Source organism: Nocardiopsis gilva YIM 90087 (assembly GCF_002263495.1).
In the GTDB taxonomy this organism is placed as follows: domain Bacteria; phylum Actinomycetota; class Actinomycetes; order Streptosporangiales; family Streptosporangiaceae; genus Nocardiopsis_C; species Nocardiopsis_C gilva.
In genome coordinates this window covers 2,984,029-3,006,567 of sequence record NZ_CP022753.1, presented here as the reverse complement: position 1 = coordinate 3,006,567, position 22,539 = coordinate 2,984,029, and the positions used below count along the sequence as shown (strand labels likewise).

At 69.4% G+C, this 22,539-nt stretch carries 19 protein-coding genes; 4 read left to right on the top strand and 15 right to left on the bottom strand.

From position 1 onward, the window contains the following. Nucleotides 1-90: 90 nt before the first annotated feature. Entirely contained in the window at nucleotides 91-417 is a 327-nt protein-coding gene (locus CDO52_RS13795; protein ID WP_017616643.1) for a nuclear transport factor 2 family protein, read from the top strand. A 163-nt stretch (nucleotides 418-580) separates the two neighbouring features. On the opposite strand, the gene CDO52_RS13790 is transcribed toward CDO52_RS13795, so the two are convergent. From CDO52_RS13790 to CDO52_RS13760, 7 genes are all read right to left on the bottom strand, one after another. Next, nucleotides 581-3,439 carry a DEAD/DEAH box helicase gene (locus CDO52_RS13790; protein WP_017616644.1) on the bottom strand — a complete coding sequence of 953 codons (2,859 nt, stop codon included), beginning with the start codon at nucleotides 3,437-3,439 and terminating at the stop codon, nucleotides 581-583. 123 nt (nucleotides 3,440-3,562) lie between these two features. Next, complete coding sequence (locus tag CDO52_RS13785) at nucleotides 3,563-4,447, bottom strand: diacylglycerol/lipid kinase family protein (RefSeq protein WP_017616645.1); 885 nt, start codon at nucleotides 4,445-4,447, stop codon at nucleotides 3,563-3,565. Nucleotides 4,448-4,582: 135 nt separating this feature from the next. Continuing rightward, the gene (locus tag CDO52_RS13780; protein WP_026125392.1) at nucleotides 4,583-4,981 is read right to left on the bottom strand and encodes a DUF397 domain-containing protein; all 399 of its coding nucleotides are present in this window, start codon (nucleotides 4,979-4,981) and stop codon (nucleotides 4,583-4,585) included. A gap of 85 nt (nucleotides 4,982-5,066) precedes the next feature. Then, entirely contained in the window at nucleotides 5,067-5,888 is an 822-nt protein-coding gene (gene tatC / locus CDO52_RS13775; protein WP_017616647.1) for a twin-arginine translocase subunit TatC, read from the bottom strand. A gap of 322 nt (nucleotides 5,889-6,210) precedes the next feature. Then, complete coding sequence (gene tatA / locus CDO52_RS13770) at nucleotides 6,211-6,552, bottom strand: Sec-independent protein translocase subunit TatA (RefSeq protein ID WP_017616648.1); 342 nt, start codon at nucleotides 6,550-6,552, stop codon at nucleotides 6,211-6,213. Nucleotides 6,553-6,561: 9 nt separating this feature from the next. Continuing rightward, entirely contained in the window at nucleotides 6,562-6,810 is a 249-nt protein-coding gene (locus tag CDO52_RS13765; RefSeq protein ID WP_017616649.1) for a hypothetical protein, read from the bottom strand. A 136-nt stretch (nucleotides 6,811-6,946) separates the two neighbouring features. Continuing rightward, nucleotides 6,947-8,953: a helix-turn-helix transcriptional regulator gene (locus tag CDO52_RS13760; protein WP_094932425.1), complete on the bottom strand. Its 2,007-nt coding sequence runs from the start codon at nucleotides 8,951-8,953 to the stop codon at nucleotides 6,947-6,949. Nucleotides 8,954-9,038: 85 nt separating this feature from the next. Here CDO52_RS13760 and CDO52_RS13755 point away from each other — a divergent pair, with 85 nt between their 5' ends. Beyond that, the gene (locus tag CDO52_RS13755) at nucleotides 9,039-10,199 is read left to right on the top strand and encodes a DUF3866 family protein (protein WP_017616652.1); all 1,161 of its coding nucleotides are present in this window, start codon (nucleotides 9,039-9,041) and stop codon (nucleotides 10,197-10,199) included. Nucleotides 10,200-10,319: 120 nt separating this feature from the next. Here CDO52_RS13755 and CDO52_RS13750 read toward each other — a convergent pair whose 3' ends face one another. From CDO52_RS13750 to CDO52_RS13730, 5 genes are all read right to left on the bottom strand, one after another. Beyond that, nucleotides 10,320-11,414 carry an FKBP-type peptidyl-prolyl cis-trans isomerase gene (locus CDO52_RS13750; RefSeq protein ID WP_017616653.1) on the bottom strand — a complete coding sequence of 365 codons (1,095 nt, stop codon included), beginning with the start codon at nucleotides 11,412-11,414 and terminating at the stop codon, nucleotides 10,320-10,322. Between the two features lie 108 nt (nucleotides 11,415-11,522). Beyond that, complete coding sequence (gene pafA / locus CDO52_RS13745; protein WP_017616654.1) at nucleotides 11,523-12,881, bottom strand: Pup--protein ligase; 1,359 nt, start codon at nucleotides 12,879-12,881, stop codon at nucleotides 11,523-11,525. Between the two features lie 182 nt (nucleotides 12,882-13,063). Continuing rightward, nucleotides 13,064-13,819 (bottom strand): proteasome subunit alpha, encoded by a 756-nt coding sequence (gene prcA, locus CDO52_RS13740; protein ID WP_017616655.1) that lies wholly within the window; start codon nucleotides 13,817-13,819, stop codon nucleotides 13,064-13,066. A gap of 83 nt (nucleotides 13,820-13,902) precedes the next feature. After that, nucleotides 13,903-14,748 (bottom strand): proteasome subunit beta, encoded by an 846-nt coding sequence (gene prcB, locus CDO52_RS13735; protein ID WP_017616656.1) that lies wholly within the window; start codon nucleotides 14,746-14,748, stop codon nucleotides 13,903-13,905. Between the two features lie 272 nt (nucleotides 14,749-15,020). Continuing rightward, nucleotides 15,021-15,224 (bottom strand): ubiquitin-like protein Pup, encoded by a 204-nt coding sequence (locus tag CDO52_RS13730; RefSeq protein ID WP_017616657.1) that lies wholly within the window; start codon nucleotides 15,222-15,224, stop codon nucleotides 15,021-15,023. Nucleotides 15,225-15,771: 547 nt separating this feature from the next. On the opposite strand from CDO52_RS13730, the gene CDO52_RS13725 reads away from it, so the two are divergent. Next, a complete protein-coding gene (locus tag CDO52_RS13725; protein ID WP_017616658.1) occupies nucleotides 15,772-16,932 on the top strand; it encodes a S1 family peptidase in 1,161 nt (386 codons plus the stop codon). Nucleotides 16,933-17,104: 172 nt separating this feature from the next. Here the strand turns inward: CDO52_RS13725 and dop are convergent, their stop codons facing one another. After that, nucleotides 17,105-18,625 carry a depupylase/deamidase Dop gene (dop, locus tag CDO52_RS13720; RefSeq protein WP_338047452.1) on the bottom strand — a complete coding sequence of 507 codons (1,521 nt, stop codon included), beginning with the start codon at nucleotides 18,623-18,625 and terminating at the stop codon, nucleotides 17,105-17,107. 324 nt (nucleotides 18,626-18,949) lie between these two features. Here dop and CDO52_RS13715 point away from each other — a divergent pair, with 324 nt between their 5' ends. After that, nucleotides 18,950-19,411 (top strand): nuclear transport factor 2 family protein, encoded by a 462-nt coding sequence (locus CDO52_RS13715; protein WP_017616660.1) that lies wholly within the window; start codon nucleotides 18,950-18,952, stop codon nucleotides 19,409-19,411. Nucleotides 19,412-19,473: 62 nt separating this feature from the next. Here CDO52_RS13715 and arc read toward each other — a convergent pair whose 3' ends face one another. Both arc and CDO52_RS13705 read right to left on the bottom strand, forming a co-directional pair. Beyond that, nucleotides 19,474-21,240 carry a proteasome ATPase gene (gene arc, locus CDO52_RS13710; RefSeq protein ID WP_017616661.1) on the bottom strand — a complete coding sequence of 589 codons (1,767 nt, stop codon included), beginning with the start codon at nucleotides 21,238-21,240 and terminating at the stop codon, nucleotides 19,474-19,476. Nucleotides 21,241-21,478: 238 nt separating this feature from the next. Next, a complete protein-coding gene (locus CDO52_RS13705; protein ID WP_017616662.1) occupies nucleotides 21,479-22,453 on the bottom strand; it encodes a tRNA (adenine-N1)-methyltransferase in 975 nt (324 codons plus the stop codon). Nucleotides 22,454-22,539: the final 86 nt, after the last annotated feature.

Genomic DNA, 22,539 nt, shown 5'->3' with positions numbered 1-22,539 from the left:
CCAGGGGTTTGCCGTCCGTGGAGGGAGCGGACAGCCGCAGGTGGGGAGGTTGGTCACGGACCCAACCGCGGCCGAGAGGATAGAGCTGAGATGTCCACCGCCACACTGCCCGCGCCCCTGGACCGCTTCTTCGACGTCGTGAACAGCGGAGATTCCCAGGGGTTCCTCGACTTCTTCGGCACCGACGGGGTGGTCAACGACTGGGGCCGCGAGTTCACGGGTCGTCAGGAGATCTCCGGCTGGAACGACCGTGAGTTCATCGGTGCGAACATGCGCCTCGACGTGGAGGACGTGGCGCTGCGCGACTCCGAGGTCGCCGTGACCGCCCAGGTGACCAGCAGCGGATTCAACGGCCCGTCGACGTTCACCTTCGTCATCGAGGGGGAGCAGATCAAGCTGATGCGAATCACCGCCTGACCCGCGACGGCGGCGCCGGTCCTCGGGTCAGGGGGCATGCGCCTCGTCGACGTCGACACGAGGAACGGAACTCGGCGGTGCACGCCGCGCGTCGGATGGAACCGAACGCGCGGCGCGCCCTGCCGAGATCGTCTGCCATGGCCCCGGTGGGGGTTACCCCCGCTCAGCCCACCGACGAGTACGCCACCACGCCGCGCCGGACGAGGTCGATCGCCTTGCGCGCGTTGGCGCGCACCTTGCTGCCCTCCGGGACGGCTCCGGCGATCTGGCTGAGCATGTCGATCAGCTGCTTGGTGGTGCGCACGAAGTCGCCCGCCGGCATGTCGGCCTCCATCAGGATCCGGTCCAGGCGGTCGCCGCGTGCCCAGCGGTGCGTGATCCACACGAAACCCAGGTCGGGGCGGCGCAGGAAGGAGACCTTGTGGCGGTGCTCGACGTCGTGCAGCTCGCCCCACAGCCGCTCCATCTCCTCCAACACGTGCGCCGGAGCGCCGTCGGGGACGCGCGGGAACGGGTCGTCGTTGCGGCGCGACTCGTACACCAGCGACGCGACACAGGTCGCCAGGTCCTGCGGGTCCAGCTCCTCCCACAGGTCGCGGCGGAGGCACTCGGCTACCAGCAGGTCGAGCTCGGAGTAGACCTGCGCGAGCCGCCGCCCCTCCTCGGTGACGGTGTCGCCGTCGAGGTAGTGCAGGTCCTGCAGCACACCGCAGACGCGGTCGAAGGTGCGCGCGATGACGTGTGAGCGGCCCTCCACGCGGCGGCGCAGCCCGTCGGTCTCCTTGACCAGGCGGAAGTAGCGCTCGGCCCAGCGGGCGTGGTCCTCGCGCTCGGCGCAGCCGTGGCAGGGGTGGGACCGCATCTCCCGGCGGATCCGGTGGATCTCCGGGTCCTCCTGGTCGCGGTCGCGTCCGCCGCCTCGGGGCGGGCGCCCCTCCCCACCGGTCTCGTTGAGCCGGTTCCGCAACGACGAGGCGAGGTCGCGGCGGTCCTGCGCGGAGCGCGCGGAGAAGTTCCTCGGGACCCGCAGCCGGCCCGCCGGCTCCACCGGCACCGGGAAGTCCGCGGCGTTCACCCGCTTGACCTGCCGATTGGCGGTCAGCACCAGTGGGGCCGGGACCTCACTGCGGGTGCCGGGGTCCAGCACCACGGCGAACCCGGTGTGCCGCCCGGCCGGGATGCGGATGATGTCGCCGGGCCGCAGCCGCTCCAGGCTGGCGACGGCCTCCTCGCGGCGCCGCGACGCGCGCCCCTTGGACGCCTGCGCCTCGCGGTCGCTCAGCTCCCGGCGCAGCCGCGCGTACTCCATGAAGTCGCCCAGGTGGCACTCGGCCGCCTTGGCGTATCCCTCCAGGGCCTCCTCGTGCTTGCGCAGCTGCTTGACCAGCCCCACGACGGCACGGTCGGCCTGGAACTGGGCGAAGGACGCCTCCAGCATGTTGCGGCTGCGCTCACGGCCCACCTGGCCGACGAGGTTGACGGCCATGTTGTAGGACGGCTGGAAGCTGGAGTTCAGCGGGTAGGTACGCGTGCTGGCCAGACCCGCGACCGACTCTGGGTCGGTGCCGGGCTGCCAGATCACCACCGCGTGGCCCTCGACGTCGATGCCACGCCGCCCGGCCCGCCCGGTGAGCTGGGTGTACTCCCCCGGTGTGAGCGCCGCGTGCGTCTCGCCGTTCCACTTGTCCAGCTTCTCGATGACCACGGTGCGCGCCGGCATGTTGATGCCCAGCGCCAGGGTCTCCGTGGCGAACACGGCGCGGATGAGCCCCCGCGCGAACAGGGTCTCCACGACCTCCTTGAACGTGGGCAGCAGGCCCGCGTGGTGGGAGGACACGCCGTTCGCCAAGGCGCGCAGCCACTCGTGGTACCCGAGCACCGCGAGGTCGGCGGGCGGGATCTCGGAGCACTGCCGCTCCGCGTACTCGCGGATCTCGTCGGCTTCCTCCTCGGTGGTGAGGCAGAGCCCGGCGGCCATGCACTGGCGCACGGCGTCGTCGCACCCGGCGCGGCTGAAGATGAAGGTGATGGCCGGGAGGAGGCCTTCGCGGTCCAGCTCGTCGATGATCTGGACGCGGCTCGGCGGAGCGAACTTGGACCGCGGCCGTGGGCCGCCGCGCGCCCGGTTCTGCGGGTGGCGGCGCCGGTGGGCGAGTTGAGTGATCCGGTCGTCCTCCTGGGCCAGGCGGATGAGCCGCGGGTTGACGCGCTGCTTCTCACCGTTGAAGACGACCTCGGCGCTGCGGATGCCGTTCTCGCGGCGGTCGCGCTTGCGCTTCCGCTTGCGGTTGCGCCCGTTACCCGCCTCGGCGTCGTCGCCTCCGTCCACCTCCTCGTCCTCGATCGGAACGAACAGGTCGTGGATGCGCTTGCCCGCCATCACGTGCTGCCACAGCGGTACGGGGCGCTTCTCGTCCACGATCACCGTGGTGTCGCCGCGCACCTGCTGCATCCACTCGCCGAACTCCTCGGCGTTGCTGACCGTCGCCGACAGCGCGGCGACCTGCACCGACTCCGGCAGGTGGATGATGACCTCTTCCCAGACCGCCCCGCGGAAGCGGTCGGCGAGGTAGTGCACCTCGTCCATGACCACGTACCCGAGCCCGCCGAGGGTGTGGGAGCCCGCGTAGAGCATGTTGCGCAGCACCTCGGTGGTCATGACCACGATCGGTGCTTCGCCGTTGACGCTGTTGTCGCCGGTGAGCAGGCCGACCCTGTCCTGGCCGTAGCGGCGCACCAGGTCGGTGTACTTCTGGTTGGACAGGGCCTTGATCGGTGTGGTGTAGAAGCACTTGGCGCCGTCGCGCAGCGCGAGGTGCACGGCGAATTCGCCGACGATGGTCTTGCCCGACCCGGTGGGCGCCGCCACCAGCACGCCGTGCCCCGTCTCCAGCACCTTGCAGGCGCGGATCTGGAAGGGGTCGAACTCGAAACCGTAAAGCCTCTGGAACTCCTCGATCGTCCCGCTAGATTCGGCCTGGCGCCGACGGAATTCGGCGTAACGCGCGGCGTGCGTACTCATATTGATCAAGCCTATGGCGTATGAGCGGGTGACGCGCACGGCGAACCCGCGGAGGGTGGTCCCGGCGGCCCGTGGTCCGGCCCACACAGCGGGGCGGGCGACTGGCGGCGCGGACCGCCGGGGTCAGTTCAGCAGACGCACCGACCGCGGCACCACCTCGCAGGTGATGGGCAGCTCACCGAGGCGCTCGCCGTCGGCGTAGCCGACGACCGGCTGGGCGGCGCCGTCCGGGGCGCTGATGGTGACGGTGCGCCCGCGCAGGACGGTGACCTCGTCCAGGCCGGTGTGGCTGCCGTCGAAGACGCGGGGGAAGAAGCGGAGGAACGAGGCACGGGGAACGGCGTGCACGAACACGACCTCCAGCAGGCCGTCGTCGGCGACGGCCTCGGGGCAGATCCGCATGCCGCCGCCGTAGGAGGGGGTGTTACCGACGGCCACGAGCATGCCCTTGGACTCCAGGCGTTCGCCGTCGACCTCCACGGTGAAGGGCAGCGGGGAGAAGGACGACAGTTCGGCGGCCAGCCCGATGAGGTAGTTCATCCGGCCGAGCCCGAACCGGAAGCCGTTCACCCGCTCGTTGACCCGCGAGTCGAAGCCGCAGGCGAGCACGCTCAGGTAGTGGCGCCCCGCGGCGGCCACGGTGTCGGCGTCGGTGGTACGGCCGCTGAGGATCGCCTCGGCGGACTCGGGCAGGGAACGGGGCACCGCGAAGGCGCGGGCGATGTCGTTTCCGGTCCCCGCCGGAACGATTCCCAGCGGCACGTCGGTGCCCACGACGGCCTGCAGTGCGCCGTGGATCAGCCCGTCACCGCCGACGACCGCGAGCGCGTCGGGGCCCTCGGCGACGACGTCCCGGGCCAGGCGGACGGTGTCGGCCGGGCTGCGGCCGATGTGGACCGAGACATCCGCGCCGCGGCTCCGCAGCTCACGCAGGAGCCGGGAACCGACCACGGCGGAGCGGCCGCGGCCGGCGGCGGGGTTGACCAGGAGCGCGATCTGCTGAGCCATGGCGGTTCCGATCCGGGACAGCAAAGGACGGGCGGGGGCCGGTCCACGGGGTGACGCCGCGACGCGCACGGCGCGCCCCGTCCACCGGCTCCGTGTCGGTGCCCTCTATCTCTACCCGGACCGACCCGTTCTCCGCTAGTCCGAGGCCGTGTTCTCGCCAGCCTCCGCGTCCTTGGCGGGCGTGGTGTTGTTGGGCGAGGGAACCGCCGTGACCGGCACCTCGCCACGCTGGATGGCCGCCTCCTCCGGCGTGAGGTACTCCTCCGGAATGTCGAACTCGCCGTCCTTGGCGCCCAGCACGAACGCCTCCCACTCGGCGGGGGTGAAGAAGAGGATGCCCTTCTCCGGGTTCTTGCCGTCGCGGACGGCACGGAAGCCGTCGTCGAACTTGGCGACCTCGACGATGGCGTCGGAGTCCTCACGGGACAGCGAGGAGCGCATCCACACCGCGTCGGTGGTGTCGTGCCACTTCTCGTTGCCCATCGCCTCGGGCGGAAGCTCGCGCTCGGTCTCTTCGGCGGGCTTGTCACTCATCGTGCTCGCCTCCTGCTGCTCGGGGGTGTGCTCGGGCGGGTCGGGATCGGATCCGGCCTTGGCGGGGGCGGATCCGAGGATGACCCTAGCGCTTCGGGGTGCCCCGGGCTCCCTCATTGTCATCGTCGTCCATCACGTCGTCGAGCGCGGAGATCTCGTCATCGTCGAGGTCGGCCAGCGGGTCGGCGGAGCGGGTGCGGCGGTCGTTGAGGAAGCAGAAGAGTTCCGCCAGCTCGAACAGGACGATGATCGGGATCGCCAGGGCGAGCATGGAGATCGGCTCGGCGGGGGTGAGCACCGCGGCGAGGACGAAGGAGAAGAAGATGATGACGCGGCGCCATTTGGCGATGGCCGCGTGCGGCAGGACGCCCATGAGGTTGAGCAGCGCCACCAGGAGCGGCATCACGAAGCCGACCCCGAAGACCACCATCATCAGCATCATGTAGTTGAGGTAGTTGTCGATGGTGATCATCGGCGCCACGTCGGCGGGGGCGAAGCCGAAGAGCACCTCCATCGCCAGCTTGGTGATGTAGTACGCGAGCGCGGCCCCGGCCAGGAACAGCATGACGGCCAGGGGCAGGAAGACGTAGGTGAACTTGCGCTCCCGGCGGCGCAGGGCGGGGGCCACGAAGGCCCAGAGCTGGTACAGCCAGAACGGGCTGGAGACCAGGATGCCCACGATCACCCAGACCTTGAAGGCCACGAAGAACGCGTCGAAGACTCCGGTGAAGATGAGGTTGCAGCCGTCGTCGACCGACTGGGCCTCGGGCAGCGCGCAGTAGGGCGCCTTGAGGAACTCCCAGACCGGTGTGTAGACGTAGTAGCCGACCGCGGTGCCGAGCGCGATGGCGATCATCGCCTTGACGAGCCGGTTGCGCAGTTCGCGCAGATGATCCATCAGCGGCATGCGCCCTTCCGGGTCCCTCACCCGCCGCTGTCGACGCAGCTGCATCGCCCGTTTACGCTCCTCGAACCCTCAACGCACGTCGTCGCCGGCACCGCCCGTCCCGCAAGGGCGCCGCCGGTCCTGTTCATCACTCTGCCGCCCGGGCGTTGGTCTCGGGAGAGCGCACCGGGCTCCGGCACCTTCTCCCGAGACCAACCGGGGTGTCAGGCGGGGATGCGGGGTGTCGGGAGGATACCCGTTTTCCCGCCGCCCGCACCGACCGCGCTGTCCCAGCGGTCCGGCTCACCCGACCGCCGCAGGCGGGGCGGCCGTCCTCGTCGTCCTAGTCGCTATAGCCGCGGCGGACCGGTTCACCGTTCTCGTTGACGATGCGCTGGCCCGACGGAAGCTCCGGGTAGCCGCCGGCCGCGGGCTGCTGCCCGTTGGCCGACCCCTGGTGGACATCGTAGGCCTGGGGGGCGGGTGCCGAGGCCTGCTGACCCTGCTGGGCGGGGGCCGCCTTCTCGCTCTGCTGCTCGCCGTTCTCCTCGTCCATGAGGCCCTTGCTCTCGGCCTTGAGGATTCGGGCACTACGCCCCAGCGACCGGGCCAATTCGGGCAGCTTCTTCGCACCGAACAGCACCAGTGCGATCAGCACAAGAAGTGCAATGGTCTTGGCATCCATCCCCATGGCTCAACCTCTCTTCGGGGCGCTACCTGCGTCATCGATGGTACGCGCAGTGCTGCTATGCACCACGCGCCCCTGCGCGCGAGCGCGCTCACCCGCCTCGCGCAGCGCCGTGTACCGGGGCGCCAGATCGTCGCCGGTCCGCGCCATCGCGGCTTGCAACCGCCGCATCTCCGCCAGCATGCGCACGACGAGGACCGCCACGATCAGCGCTCCGACCAGGGTCACCACCGCGAGACCGACGAAAACAAGCACCTTCTCACCTTACTCCGCCGCAGCCGAAATCCACCCGACACCCGGACGAACCGGGCATGGCCACGACCCCAACGCCGCCGTGTGTGGTGATCGGCACGTTCCCCGGAATCGCCACGCCCGACTCCCCGGTCCCCCGCTACCCGTTGCCCGCGTAGGCGGACAGGGCGCGCCGCGCGTCCTCACGGACGCGCTCGGCCAGGTCGGCCGGGGCCACCACGCGCGCCCGCGGCCCCAGCCGCAGCGCCAGACGGCATGCCCAGGCGGGAGCCGGAGTTCGCAGGGTCGCCCTCAGCCGCCCATCGGGCAGCTCCCGCACCTCCGAGCACAGGTAGTCCTCGGTCACCCAGCGCGCCGAGGACTCCAGGTCCAGCGTCACCCGCGCGTCGTCGTCCGAGAGCTGCAACACACCGCCGCTCAGATCGCGGCGGCGCGCCCGCGAGGGCACCTCGGCCGGGTGCGGCAGTACCGTCAGGTCCAGGACACGGTCGAGCCGGAACAGCCGGACATCCTGGCGCAGGCGGCACCAGCCTTCCAGGAACGTGTGCCCGTCCTGGACCACGAGTCCCATGGGGTCGACGTCGCGCTCGGTCACCTCGTCCACGTAGCCGGACAGGTAGCGCAGGTGCACCAGCTGGCCCGCGCGCAGCGCCTGGTCACAGCGGCGCTGCAGTTCGCGGACCTCGTCGGTGAGCTCGATCTGCACCCCGACGGCGTCGACGAACCGGTCGGCCGCGGCCCCCGCCGCAGCGCGCAGCTTCTCCCCGGCCCGCTTCAGGGCGTCGCTGCCGCCCATCCCCGGCAGTTCGCCGAGCAGCTCCACGCCCACGACCAGGCTCGCCGCCTCGTCCGCGGTCAGCCGCAGCGGCTGGGCGATGGTGTCGGCGTTGCCGATGATGATCTCGCCGGTCGCCCGCGCCGCCTCCAGGTCCACCTCGATCAGGTCGCCGGGCGTGTACCCGGGCAGCCCGCACATCCACAGCAGGCTCAGGTCCTTGAGCACCTGGGCCTCCGACAGGCCGAAGTGCTCGGCCACCTCCGGGACCCGGACGTCGTGGCTGAGCGCGTAGGGCACCAGCATCAGCAGCCGGCGCAGCTGCTCGGCGGTGGACGCCGAACGCCGCGACTCGGGCTCCGGGGCGCCGCCGTTCACCGGTTCGGTGTCCTCCTCCAGCGGCTCCTGTTCCGCCACGGACGACAGGTGCCGCACGAGCGCCGCGCGCGCCTCCTCCGGCGCCTCGATCCGCACCCGGTCGCCGAACCGCGCCACGGTGCCCACCAGCTGGTCCAGGTCGGTGTAGGGGTAGTCCACCACATCCCATCGGTGGTGGCCCTGTTCGGCGATGCCGGGGATGACGCGCAGGGAACCGCGGCGCAGCTCGTGGCCGGAGTCGGCGTGGACGCGCAGCCGCGCCACCCGCTCCGGCTCGCTCGGCTGGCCGCTGACCACCGACCGCACGTCCACGCCCTCGGGCACCCGCACCGTCGAGCCGCCCGCGAGCGGCACCACCGGACCGGTGATGCGACCCAGCCGGAACACGCGGCGCGCCTGGCGCTGGCGGTCGTAACCGGCCACGTACCAGTGCCCCTTGACGTTGACCACGCCCCAGGGCTCCAGTTCCCGCCGGGCGGAGGTCTGCTGGCCCGGCTTGCGGTAGTCGAAGGCCACCGCGCGGCCGTCCCGCACCGCCTGCCACATCGGCAGGAACGCCGGTTCGTCCGTGCCGAGGACCGGGGTGATCCCGGGGGCGGCGTCGGAGTCCACCGGGACCCCCGCCGCGCGCAGCTTCATCACCGCGTTGGCCGCCGCGTCGCCCAGCGCCGCGTGCCGCCAGGCCCGTGCCGCCAGGCCGAGGACGGCCGCCTCGTCGGGCAGCAACTCGATCTCCGGCAGCTCGTAGTCGGCCCGGGAGATCCGGTAGCCCTCCTCGCCGCTCCAGATGTCGCCGCCGCCCGTCTCGATGGGGATGCCGCTCTCGCGCAGTTCCTTCTTGTCCCGCTCGAACATCCGCTTGAACGCGGCGTCACTCTCGGCCTCGGAGTATCCGGCCACCGTCGCCCGGATCTCCCGTGCGGTGAGGAACCGTCGCGTGGCGAGCAGGCAGATCACAAGGTTGAGCTGCCGTTCGGTCTTCTTCCGCGACATCGCCGCTTCCTTTCTCCCGCGCCCACAGGCGATTCTCGCGCGTTCTCCCCGTACGCCTCTGGGCCATGACGGTACCGTGCCAAGCGTGATCAGATGGCGCTCAGGACAAGTCACCGCAATCCGACGCACCTGGCCCGGGGCGGCCGAACTCGATGTCCGCGTCGCCGAGGGCGGCCCCGCCAGCGACGACACCAGCGCGGACGCCTCGGGCGGCGCGACGCGACCGGCACAGGGGAACGCGGAGAACGGCGATCGCACCTGCCGCGCCCTGGCCTACACCGACCTGGTCGGCCACCCCGAGGAGGGCGACCGGGTGCTGCTCAACACCACGGCGCTGGACATGGGGCTCGGCACGGGCGGTTACGCCCTCGTGGTCGCGCTCCCCGATCGCCTCCCACCCGACCCCGACCCCGCACCCGGCCATCTGGTCAAGGCGCGCTACACGCCGCTGCAGACCACGGTCCTCGGCGCCGACGAACAGGACTCGCCCCACCACGCCCTGCTGCGCGACGCCGACGGCGTCGACGGCATGCCGGTGGTCACCGCCGACCTGCACTCGGCCCTTCCGGCGATCGTGGCCGGAATCCGCGACTCCCGGCCCGAGGCCCGCGTGGTCTACGTGATGCTCGACGGAGGCGCGCTGCCCGCCGCCTTCTCCCGCTCCGTCGTCGCGCTGCGCGAGGCCGGCCTCCTCGCGGCCACGGTCACGGTCGGCCAAGCGTTCGGCGGCGATCTGGAGACGGTGAGCGTGCACACGGGACTGCTCGCCGCCCGGCACATCCTCGGCGCCGATGCCGCGATCGTGACCCAGGGGCCGGGCAACCTCGGCACCGGGACCCGGTGGGGGTTCTCCGGCGTCTCGACCGGCGAGGCGGTCAACGCGACGGCCGTCCTGGGCGGCCACGCCGTGGCCGCCCTCCGCGTCAGCGAGGCCGACCCCCGCGAACGCCACCGGGGGGTGTCCCACCACAGCCTCACCGCCTACGGCAAGGTCGCCCTGGCCCCGGCCGACATCGTCGTCCCCCAACTCCCCGGAGCCTTCGGAACCCGCGTCCGCTCGGACGCCGCCCCGCTCGCCGAGCGCCACCTGGTGGTGGAAGTCCCCATCGACGGCCTGCGGCAGGCGCTGAAGGACCTCCCCCTGCGCCTGTCCACCATGGGCCGCACTCTGGACGCCGATGCCGCCTACTTCCTCACAGCGGCCGCGGCCGGACGGCACGCGGCGAGTCTGATCGCGTCGTCCTGATTCACGGGACCGCTGGTCGGACTGACCGCTCGTGAGCACGCCGGGAAACGCAACGGCTCCCTGCGGGGAACACAGGGAGCCGCGAGAGGAACCCATCCAGAGGGACGAGATGAGGACGACCTACTTGTCGCTGTCGTCCTTCTTGCTGTTGTCGTCCTTGTCCTTGCTGTCCTTCTCGTCGTCCTTCTTCTTGTCGTCCTCGTCGCCGGAATCGGCCTGCGGCGGCGGGGTGCTGTCGACGGCGCCGAGGATGTCCACGACGAAGACCAGGGTGCCCTCGGGTGCGCCCCTCTTCCCGGCGTCCTTGCCGTAGGCGAGGTCCGGCGGGATCACCAGCATGACCCGGCTGCCGACCTTCTTGCCCTTCAGGCCCTGGTCCCAGCCCTTGATGACCTGGCCCTGGCCGACCGCGAAGGTGAACGGCTTGCCGCCCTTGTCCCAGGTGGAGTCGAAGACCTTGCCGTCGCTCCACTGCACGCCGGTGTACTGGACGACGACCTGCTGCTCGTCGGTGACCTCGGGCCCGTCGCCCTCGATCAGGTCGACCGTCTTCAGCTTCTTCGGCGGGTCGGTGTCCTCGGGGATGGTGATGTCCGGCGTGCCGTGCCCAGCGTCCGGGACGGTCGGGAGGCCGTCGCCGCCGTCCGTGGTCTGCTCGCCTTCGACAATGTCGCCCTTGCCGTAGCGCTTCTCGACGTCGACGATCGACACCGAGTCGCCGGGCTCTGGTGAGGGCTGTCCCATCGCCTTGGCCTCTTCGGGGTCCTGGCCCGGGAAGACGAACACCACGCGGCTGCCGACCGGCTGGTTCACCAGGTTCTTGCGCAGGTCGTCGTTCATCTCCTCCAGCTTGAGGAGCACCGGAGAGCCGGTCTCGTAGGAGGACTGCTTCTGCTCGGCCTTGCCCTTGCCGGTCCACTGGTAGTCGACGATCTGCACCTGCAGCAGGTCGTCGTTGCGGATCAGGGCACCCTCTCCGCTGCCCTTCTTGGCCACACCGGAGAGCTGCTCGCCGGGGGGCGTCTTCCCCTTGAAGTCGACCTTGGGTGCTTCGCCGACCTTGCCGGTCACGGAGGGCAGCCGGGCGTCCATCTGGTCGGAGTCCGACCGGAGGAAAGCGGGGGTCTTCCAATCCTCAGGAATCGACGCGCAGCTGGACAGCGCCAGCAGCACGGCTGAAAACGGCACCGCGAGGGCGGCGGCACGTCGTCGCATAGGTCACTACCTCAATAATCCGGCTCGGGTCCCCGACACACTATCGAAAGGGCAATAGTGCCGTCTCTGGGTGAGAACCGGGTAAGAGGGGCCCTTGGGCCCCTCCGATCACATCCCCGCGATGAGCTTCTCCACCCGCTCGTCCACCGCCTTGAACGGGTCCTTGCACAGCACGGTGCGCTGCGCCTGGTCGTTGAGCTTGAGGTGCACCCAGTCGACGGTGAAGTCGCGCCGCTTCTCCTGCGCCCTGCGGATGAACTCGCCGCGCAGGCGCGCGCGGGTGGTCTGGGGCGGTATCGACTTGGCGGCGAAGATCTTCAGGTCGCCGATCACGCGGTCCATCTCCCCCTTGCGCTGGAGGAGGTAGAACAGGCCGCGGTCGCGGTGGATGTCGTGGTAGGTCAGGTCGAGCTGGGCGACGCGCGGCGACGACAGCGACAGGCCGTGCTTGGCGCGGTAGCGCTCCAGCAGCTTGTACTTGGCGACCCAGTCGATCTCGTGCGCGACCAGGTCGAGGTTCTGCGTCTCCACCGCCTCCAGAGTGCGCTGCCACAGCTCCAGCACCCGCTTGCCCGTGGCGTCGGTGCCGTTGCGGTCGACGTAGACCTGCACCTTCTCCAGGTACTCGCGCTGGATCTCCAGCGCGCTGGCCTCGCGGCCGTTGGCCAGGCGCACCTTGCGCCGCCCGGTCATGTCGTGGCTGACCTCGCGGATCGCCCGGATGGGGTTCTCCAGCGTGTAGTCGCGCATGACCACGCCGGTCTCGATCATCCGCAGCACGAGGTCGGTGGAGGCGAGCTTGAGCAGGGTCGTGACCTCACTCATGTTGGAGTCGCCGACGATGACGTGCAGCCGCCGGAAGCGCTCGGCGTCGGCGTGCGGCTCGTCGCGCGTGTTGATGATGGGGCGCGAGCGCGTCGTCGCCGAGGAGACCCCTTCCCAGATGTGCTCGGCGCGCTGGCTCACGCAGTACAGCGCGCCCCGCGGCGTCTGCAGCACCTTGCCCGCGCCGCAGATGATCTGGCGCGTGACCAGGAAGGGGATGAGGACATCGGCCAGGCGTCCGAACTCGCCGTGCCGCCCGACCAGGTAGTTCTCGTGGCAGCCGTAGGAGTTGCCCGCGGAGTCGGTGTTGTTCTTGAAAAGGTAGATCTCGCCCGCTATGCCCTCTTCGTGCAGCCGTTGCTCAGCGTCGACCTGCAGGCCCTCAAGGATCCGCTCACCGGCCTTGTCGTGCGCCACCAGGTCGGCGAGGTTGTCGCACTCGGGGGTCGCGTACTCCGGGTGGCTGCCCACATCCAGGTAGAGGCGCGCGCCGTTGCGGAGGAAAACGTTGCTGCTGCGCCCCCAGGAGACCACCCGGCGGAAGAGGTAGCGCGCGACCTCGTCCGGTGATAGCCGCCGCTGCCCGCGGAAGGTGCAGGTGACGCCGTACTCGTTCTCCAGGCCAAAGATCCGACGTTCCATGCGGTCTCACCCGTTTCCCGTCCCATGGCCACAGCGGTCGGCGAACGCTGCGGCATCGCAACGACTCCACCCTATTTATCGGCTCCGGAGCGACCACGGAAACGAACGGCCGAGGAAACTCCGCCGGGCCTCGGATCCGCGGGTTCGCCGCCCCGCGGATCCGGTTGGCCCTCACGTCTGTGTCAGGAGGCGTCGCCCTCCCCGGGCGCGTCGGAGCCGGACGCGGCACCCTGGTCCGCGTCCTGCGCGGCGTGCCCCTCGTTGATCAGGCGGGTGAGCCGGTCGCCCTGGATCCGGCGGAACTTGCGGTGCTCCCGGTCCCGTTCGAGGACCGCCACCTCCAGGCTGCTCGCCTCCAGCTCGCGCTGCTCGCCGTTCTCGTGCTTGAGGGCGTGCATCGCCGAGATCAGGGCCGTGCTCAGCGACGCGTCCTTGTCGAAGCGCTCCTTGAGGGCGCTGCTGACCCGGTCGGCCGAGCCGCCCATGGCGAGGAATCCGCGCTCGTCGACGACCGAGCCGTCGAAGGTGATGCGGTAGATCTGGTCGCCGTCGGCGTCGTCGCCCACCTCGGCGACCACGATCTCCACCTCGGCCGGCTTGTTGCTCTCGCTGAACACCGAGCCCAGCACCTGGGCGTAGGTGTTGGCCAGCTGGCGGCCGTTGACGTCGCTGCGGTCGTAGGCGTAGCCGCGCACGTCGGCGAAGCGCACGCCCATCAGCCGCAGGTTCTCGAACTCGTTGTACCGGCCGACAGCGGCGAACGCGATGCGGTCGTAGAGCTCACTGATCTTGTGCAAGGTCCGGGACATGTTGTCCGCGACGAACAGAATGCCGCCGTCGTATTGGAGTACGACCGCGCTGCGGCCACGCGCGATTCCCTTGCGCGCGTAGTCCGCCTTGTCCTTCATGCTCTGTTCGGGCGAGACGTAGAACGGCATCGTCACCGCAGATCGTTCCTTTGCTCAGGTCGTCGGGTTCGGGGCGTCGGTGCGGCACCGCGGGTGTGGAAGGTTCGGCCGCATCAGTGCAGCGGTGCGGTCGGTCCGTCGGGGCGCTGCGCGCGTCCCTCGACGACCTGTGTGGCCAGCCGCTCGACCTCGTCGGCCGGAAGCCGCTTGTGGCCCTCATCGGTGATGACGTCGACCAGCGGGTAGATCTTGCGGTGCACGTCCGGCCCGCCGGTGGCGGAGTCGTCGTCTGCGGCGTCGTACAGCGACTGGATCGCCGCGAACACCGCGTCCTGCTGGCCGAAGTCCTCGCTGTAGAGCTTCTTCAGCGAACCCTTGGCGTAAACCGACCCCGACCCGACGGAGTGGTAGCGGTGCTCCTCGTAGCGCCCGCCCACGGGGTCGTAGCTGAAGATCCGTCCCGCCTCGCGCGCCACGTCGTACCCGACGAGCAGCGGCACCACCACGAAGCCCTGAAGGGCCATGGGAAGGTTGCCGCGGATCATGGTGGCCAGCTTGTTGGCCTTACCTTCCAGCGAGAGGGAGCGGCCCTCCATCTTCTCGTAGTGCTCCAGCTCCACCTGGAACAGCTTGGCCAGCTCGATGCCGATACCCGCCGCCCCGGCGATCGCGACAGCGGAGAACTCGTCGGTACGGAAGAGCTTGTCCATGTCGCGGTTGGCGATGACGTTGCCGGAGGTCGCCCTGCGGTCACCGGCCAGCACCACGCCTCCGGGGAAGGTCAGCGCGACGATCGTGGTGGCGTCCGGCGTGAGATGCGTACCGGTGCCCTGCGGAAGCTCCCGCCCCCCCGGCAGCAGGTCGGGGGCGACCTGACCGAGGAACTCGGAGAACGAGGAGGTTCCGGGATTCATGAACGCGGCGGGCAGCCGACCACCGAACTCGAACGCTTCAGACACGCGACTCCCTTCAGTCGCGTCCCGCCCATCGATCGGGGGCAGGCGGGGCGCATGGGGTATTTCCATCTACCGTTGACCCTACTGACGCAGTGGGACCGGCGTACTCACCGGTCGTCACTTCCGCTGTCAGCGAACCAGGTCGGATCCGTGCGCGCCGATGCCCCCGCAGCGGCCCCACACTGCGCCCGCGATGGGCGGGGCACTCGGCGCGACCCTCCTGTCTCCCGCCCGGGCACCGCGAACGCGCGCTGCGACGGACGCCGACCGGCGGCCTACTCTCCGCCCTTCTGAACGAACTGCCGCACGAAGTCCTCGCTGTTGGCTTCCAGAACCTCGTCGATCTCGTCGAGGATGTCGTCGACTTCCTCGTCCAGCTTCTCGTTGCGCTCCTGGACGTCGGTATTCGCCTCGACTTCCTCGACGTCCTCGTCGCGGCGGTTTGCGTGCCGCTGCCCGCCGGTGTCCTTCGTCGCCATCGGATCAACCTCCTCGGTCGCGGGACTCTCGCCCTTATCTTGGCCCAACGAGCTCCGGCTCAACCTTGATCGTGATGCCCGTTGTGTGCACGTTACCCACTGGAGTCCCGTACATCCGTACGAACAACGATATGGCCCCCGGGATTCCACACCCCCTCCAGGGCGACCAATGATCGGCTTCGCCGCTCGGACGTGCAGCCGTGGCCGCATCCGGCCACATAGCAAGGGTTGAAATCGCAACGAACTTCGATTTTTCGCCCCATACGTTCGTATGACTCCAGCTCGTCACACATGCCCTCATAAGTGGATCTTGGCCACAGATCGGATGACCCGATTATTAGTCAACAAACCGCTTTTTTGCTTCCATTTCCTCCCTGTTGTTGAAGCGTCTACCGATTTATAGTCCCAATCGCCTACCGAATGCCCGGTAGGCACGCGTCAGAGACCGCCCCACAAGGACGGTCCCCGACGTCAGGTTCGACGCCATCGCCGGCAACGGCGTCGGCCCTGCCTTGTTCACTCAGACCAGCAGCAAGGAGCAGGGAACGTGCGAACATCCCCCATCTTCAGCGCGCTGGGCGCGACGGCCCTCACCTTCGGCCTCATCGCCTCCCCGGCCCCCGCTTCCGCCGACTCCCCCACTGACGCTCCCCAGGGCGCTCCCGACCGCGCCGACACGCAGAGCGAGGCGCTGCAGCGCGACCTCGGTCTGTCCTCAGCCGAAGCCAAGAAGCTCCTGGCGAACGAGACCAAGGCCCGCAAGCTCGAGCGCACGGCACGCAAGGCCGCGGGCGACGCCTTCGGCGGCGCCGTCTACGACCAGAGCAGCGGCAAGCTCACGGTCTCGCTGACCGACGCCTCGGCCACCGAGAAGGTCGAAGCCATGGGCATGAGGACGCGCGTGGTCGAGCACGGTGAGGAACAGCTCGACGAGGTCGTCGACGAGCTCAACGGCGCCGAGGACACGGCCCCGGCCGAGGTCACGGGCTGGTACGCCGACCTCGAAGACGACAGCGTGGTCGTCACGGCGCTGCCCGGCGAGACGAAGGCCGCCAAGGACCTCGTCGCGGACGCCGGAGTCGACGCCGACACCGTGCGCATCGAGGAGGCCTCCGAGACGCCCGAGCTCTACGCCGACATCATCGGCGGGCTCGCCTACTACATCGGTAACCGGAGCCGCTGCTCGGTCGGGTTCACCGCGACCAACAGCTCCGGGCAGCATGGGTTCGTCACGGCCGGGCACTGCGGCAATGTCGGCGACCGTGTCACGCTCGGCAACGGCACCGGAGTCTTCCAATACAGCAGATTCCCCGGCGACGACATGGCGTTCGTGCGCGCCACCTCGAACCTGAGCCCCACCAACCTGGTGTCGATGTACAACGGCAGCTACCGGGAGGTCCGCGGTTCGAACGAGGCCAACGTCGGCGCGTCGGTCTGCCGCTCGGGTTCCACCACCGGCTGGCACTGCGGCACGATCGAGGCCAAGAACCAGACGGTGCGCTACCCCCAGGGAACGGTCTACGGCATGACCCGGACCACCGTGTGCGCCGAGCCCGGTGACTCCGGCGGTTCCTACATCTCCGGTTACCAGGCGCAGGGCGTGACCTCCGGCGGCTCCGGCAACTGCCGGGGCGGTCCCGCCACCACGTTCTTCTTCCCGGTCAACGACATCCTCCAGCAGTTCAACCTGGACCTCTACACCGGCTGACCCCCGCTCCCTCGGACCCGTTGCCGAGCGGGTCCGAGGCCCTCATCCCCCTCCAGGGAGCCCCGCCGACCGCCCTGAGGGCGGTCGGCGGGGTGCGAGTCGCTCCTCACACGAACCAGCACGACGAACCGGACGTCGAGGCGAATGCGACCACAAAGGTCTCAGACGGCTCTCAGCGGCGTCCTCCCGCGAGAACGGCCACCAGGTCGGCCGCGGTCGCGCAGCGGTCCAGCAGCGCCCCCACGTGCTCCTTGGTGCCGCGCAGCGGCTCCAGCGTGGGAACGCGCTGCAGGGAGTCGTAGCCCGGTAGGTCGAAGATGACCGAGTCCCACGAGGCCGCGGCCACCGAGTCGGCGTACTGGGCCAGGCAGCGTCCCCGGAAGTAGGCGCGGGTGTCCTCCGGCGGCTCGGTGATGGAGCGCTCCACGTCGGCGTCATCGAGCAGGCGGCGCATCCGCCCGCGCCCGGCCAGCCGGTTGTACAGCCCCCGCTCCGGGCGCACGTCGGAGTACTGCAGGTCGACGAGTTGCAGGCGGTGGTGGCCCCAGTCCAGCCCGTCGCGGCTGCGGTAGCCCTCCAGCAGCTTGAGCTTGGCCACCCAGTCGAGCTCCTCGGCGAGCTGCATCGGGTCCTCGTCGAGCCGGTCGAGGGTGGACTCCCACCGGTCCAGGACGTCCGCCGTCTCGAGGTCGACGTCGGTGCCGTAGCGGTCCTGGACGTACTTGCGGGCCTGGTCCAGGTACTCGCGCTGGATCTGGACCGCGGTCATCCGGCGCCCGTCCCGCAGCCGCGCGGTGTGGCTGAGGCCCGGGTCATGGGAGAAGGCGCGCAGGTCGGCGACGGGCGTCTCCAGTGACAGGTCGACGCTGATGAAGCCGTCCTCGATCATGGCGAGCACGATGGCGGTCGTGCCGAGCTTGAGGTAGGTGGAGACCTCGCTCATGTTGGCGTCGCCGATGATGACGTGCAGCCGCCGGTACTTGTCGGGGTCGGCGTGGGGCTCGTCGCGGGTGTTGATGATGGGGCGCTTGAGCGTGGTCTCCAGGCCCACCTCGACCTCGAAGAAGTCGGCGCGCTGGCTGATCTGGAAGCCGCTGTCACGGCCGTCGGCGCCGAGGCCGACGCGTCCGGCGCCGCAGATGACCTGGCGGGACACGAAGAAGGGGATGAGGTGCCGGACGATGTCGCCGAAGGGGGTCGAGCGGCGCATCAGGTAGTTCTCGTGGCAGCCGTAGGAGGCGCCCTTGTTGTCGGTGTTGTTCTTGTAGAGCTGGATGGGGTCGACACCGGGGATCGCGCCGGCGCGGCGGGCGGCATCGGCCATCACGCGCTCGCCGGCCTTGTCCCACAGCACGGCGTCGAGGGGGTTGGTGACCTCGGGCGCGGAGTACTCGGGGTGGGCATGGTCGACGTACAGCCGCGCGCCGTTGGTGAGGATGACGTTGGCCAGGCCGAGGTCCTCGTCGGTGAGCTGGGTGGGATCGGCCACCTCCCGAGCGAGGTCGAATCCGCGCGCGTCACGCAGCGGGTTCTCCTCCTCGAAGTCCCACCGCGCCTTGCGCGCCCGCGCGGCCGAGGCCGCCAGGTAGGCGTTGACCACCTGCGTGGAGGTCACCATCGCGTTGGCTCCGGGGTTGCCGGGTACGGAAATGCCGTACTCGGTCTCGATGCCCATAATCCGCCGAACACTCATGATGGAAGGTTATCCACCGTCGCGGCATCTTGAACTCGGCGTAGCGAATTGTGGCCCAACAGCCGCCTTCTTATGGGAGTACCGGTACTCGGGTGAGCGGTGAGGCGGCAGATGCTTTACGTCGAGCAACGCGGGTGGCCTCGATGCCGCGGCCACGGCACCGTTCGGTCGATGACGGCGAAGGACGGCGCGCGCCGAAACCCCGCAACGCCGCGCCACGCCGCGGCACAGCGGCCGCGGCATCGCTGCTGAGCTGGCATGACATGCGAGAATCGTCGAGCCTGCCCTCCTCTTGACCAGTGGATCCAACACCGAGGAGCAGATATGGCCTTCGTGGTCCAGCCGATGACCGACGAACAGCGCAAGTCGGTGGCGTTCGAGTTCTTCCGCCGCTTCGACCGCGGCGGGGACGTGCTCGATCTCTTCGATGAGCACGCCGACGCCTGGTTCCCCAAGTGGGGCGTCGCCCACGGCCGCCAGGCCATCGGCCGCATGTTCGGCGACGTGTCGCAGCTGTTCGACTCGATCAGCCACAACCTGGAGTGGCTGAAGTTCTACGTCGCCGGTGACGTGGTCATCGTGGAGGGCACCACCCAGGGGGTCACGGCCAAGGGCATCGAGTGGCGGGGCGGTGTCACACACGGCGGGCGCTGGGCCGACGTCATGGAGATCCGCGACTTCAAGATCCAGCGGCTCTTCATCTACCTCGACCCCGACTACGGCGGCGAGGACACCGACCGCTACCCCTGGCACGCCGACGGCGGACGCCCGACGCCCTTCCTGTAGCTCCGCGGCCCTTACGCGTGGGGCCCGCCGGAGGATCCGGCGGGCCCCGTCATGCCGCGTCGCTACAGGTACTGGCCGGTGTTGGCCACGGTGTCGATCGACCGGCCGGAGTCCGCGCCCTTCTTGCCGGAGACCAGAGTCCGGATGTAGACGATGCGCTCGCCCTTCTTGCCGGAGATCCGGGCCCAGTCGTCGGGGTTGGTGGTGTTCGGCAGGTCCTCGTTCTCGCTGAACTCATCGACGCAGGCCTGCATGAGGTGGGAGACCCGAAGACCCTTGGCCTGGTGGTCGATGTAGTCCTTGATGGCCATCTTCTTCGCGCGGTCGACGATGTTCTCGATCATCGCGCCGGAGTTGAAGTCCTTGAAGTACAGGACTTCCTTGTCCCCGTTGGCGTAGGTGACCTCCAGGAAGCGGTTCTCCTCGCTCTCCGTGTACATCCGCTCGACCACGCGCTGGATCATGGCGTCGACCGTGGCGGAGGAGGACTGGCCGTGCTCGACGAGGTCGTCCTCGTGGAGGGGCAGGTCGGTGGTGATGTACTTGGAGAAGATGTCCCGGGCTGCCTCCGCGTCCGGGCGCTCGATCTTGATCTTCACGTCAAGGCGGCCCGGCCGGAGAATCGCCGGGTCGATCATGTCCTCGCGGTTGGAGGCGCCGATGACGATGACGTTCTCCAGCCCCTCCACACCATCGATCTCGCTGAGCAGCTGCGGGACGATGGTGTTCTCGACGTCGCTGGACACGCCCGACCCGCGGGTGCGGAAGATCGAGTCCATCTCGTCGAAGAACACGATGACCGGTGTGCCCTCGCCGGCCTTCTCCCGGGCCCGTTGGAAGACCAGGCGGATGTGCCGCTCGGTCTCGCCAACGTACTTGTTGAGCAGCTCCGGGCCTTTGATGTTGAGGAAAAAGCTCTTGCCGACGTCGTGGCCGGTCTTCTGGGCCACCTGCCGGGCCAGTGAATTAGCCACGGCCTTGGCGATGAGGGTCTTACCGCATCCGGGGGGACCGTAGAGCAGCACACCCTTGGGCGGGCGCAGCCGGTGCTCGTAGAAGAGGTCCTTGTGCAGGTACGGCAGCTCGACAGCGTCGCGGATCATCTCGATCTGCCCGCTGAGACCGCCGATGTCGGTGTAGGCGATGTCCGGGACCTCTTCGAGGATGAGCTCCTCGACCTCGGACTTGGGGATGCGCTCGTAGACATAGCCCGACCGCGATTCGAGCAGCAGGGAGTCGCCGGGCCGGATCGGCTCGTCGCGCAGCGGCTCGGCCAGCCGGACGATCCGCTCCTCGTCGTGGTTGGAGATCACCAGTGCGCGATCGCCCTCAAGGAACTCCTTGAGCATGACGACCTCGCCCACGGTCTCGAACCGCTGGGCCTCCACGACGTTGAAGGCCTCGTTGAGCATGACCTCCTGGCCGGGGCTCAGCTGCTCGATGTCGACCGAGGGGCTGACATTGACGCGCATCTTGCGGCCGTTGGTGAAGATTTCGACCGTCTCGTCGTCGCGCGCCTCCAGGAAAATGCCGAATCCGGACGGCGGCTGCGCGAGCCGGTCGACTTCCTCCTTCAACGCCACGATCTGATCGCGCGCTTCCTTCAGGGTTGCCACAAGGCGCTCGTTCTGACCATTGGCCGCGGCGAGGTTGGCCTGCGCCTCGCGGAGCCGGTCTTCCAGGAGCCGCACGTGGCGGGGGGAGTCCGCGAGCTTGCGCCGGACTACGCTGAGTTCCTTTTCCAAATAGGAGACCTGAGCGGTGAGTTCCGCGACTTCACGGTCGCGCTCCGCCTGACGCTCGTCGTCGCGTTCGGCCACGTCCGCCACCTCCCTATTAAGAGGACGACTACTCGGAACCCTACCTACCCCTGGACTATTCCTAACCTCCGGTCCGCCGCCAGTGTGGAAGGACTCACTTTTTGATCTTGTAAACGCCTAGGTCACCCTGGTAGAGGGCCACGCGCCGTAATGAGAAAGTAACGTTCGCATCCAGCTGCGCGGCCTGATCCGGCCACCGGACATGGCCCTCTGCCCACACCGCTGTCGTGCGGCGCTCCGGCCCCGACTACTCGGCGTCGCTGCCGTGGCCATCGGTGACGGTTTCGGCGCGGTCCGCCGATGCCGAGGGCGCGGCCTCCTTGGCGGCCGTGCCGCCGCCCTCGCGGGCCCCGCGCGCCTTCCGGTAGTCCTCGCCGTATGCGCCCTTGGCCGGGCGGCGCCGGCGGTCGGGCGCCTGGGCTCCGTCGGCCAGGCGGCGAGCGGTCACCAGGAAGCCGGTGTGGCCGATCATCTTGTGGTCCGGCCGCACCGCCAGGCCCTCCACATGCCAGTTGCGCATCATGGTCTCCCACGCGTGCGGCTCGTAGAAGGCCCCGTGCTCCCGCAGCTCCTCCACGACGCGGGACAGCTGCGTGGTGGTGGCGACGTAGGCGCACAGCACCCCGCCGGGGATGAGGGCCTTGGCAACAGCGTCGAGGCATTCCCACGGGGCGAGCATGTCGAGGATGACCCGGTCCACGTCGGTGTCGGAGATGGACTCGGCGAGGTCACCGACGGTGAGCCGCCACGCCGGGTGCGGCCCGCCGAAGTAGCGCTCGACGTTGTTCCGGGCGATCTCGGCGAAGTCCTCGCGGCGCTCGTAGGAGGAGACCATGCCCTCGTCGCCGACGGCGCGCAGCAGCCAGCACGACAGCGACCCCGATCCGGCCCCGGCCTCGATGACACGGGCGCCGCGGAAGATGTCGGCCTGCGCGATGATCTGCGCCGCGTCCTTGGGGTAGACGATGGTGGCGCCGCGCTTCATCGACAGGGTGAAGTCGCTGAGCAGGGGGCGCAGCGCGACGTAGGCGGTCCCGGACGTCGAGCGCACGACACTGCCCTCGGGCTGCCCGATCAGATCGTCGTGGTCCAACCGTCCTCGGTGGGTGTGGAACGCCGTGCCGGCGCGCAGGGTGATGGTGTGCATCCGCCCCTTGGGGTCGGTCAACTGCACGCTGTCGCCGTCTTCGAAGGGTCCGCGGCGGCCGTGGATGCCGGTCACTTGAGCTCGTATCTCCCACGTCGTGGATCGTCTGGTCAGGGCAGTCGTCCAGGGTATCCGCCTTTTTCCCCGGTCGGCGCAGTCTC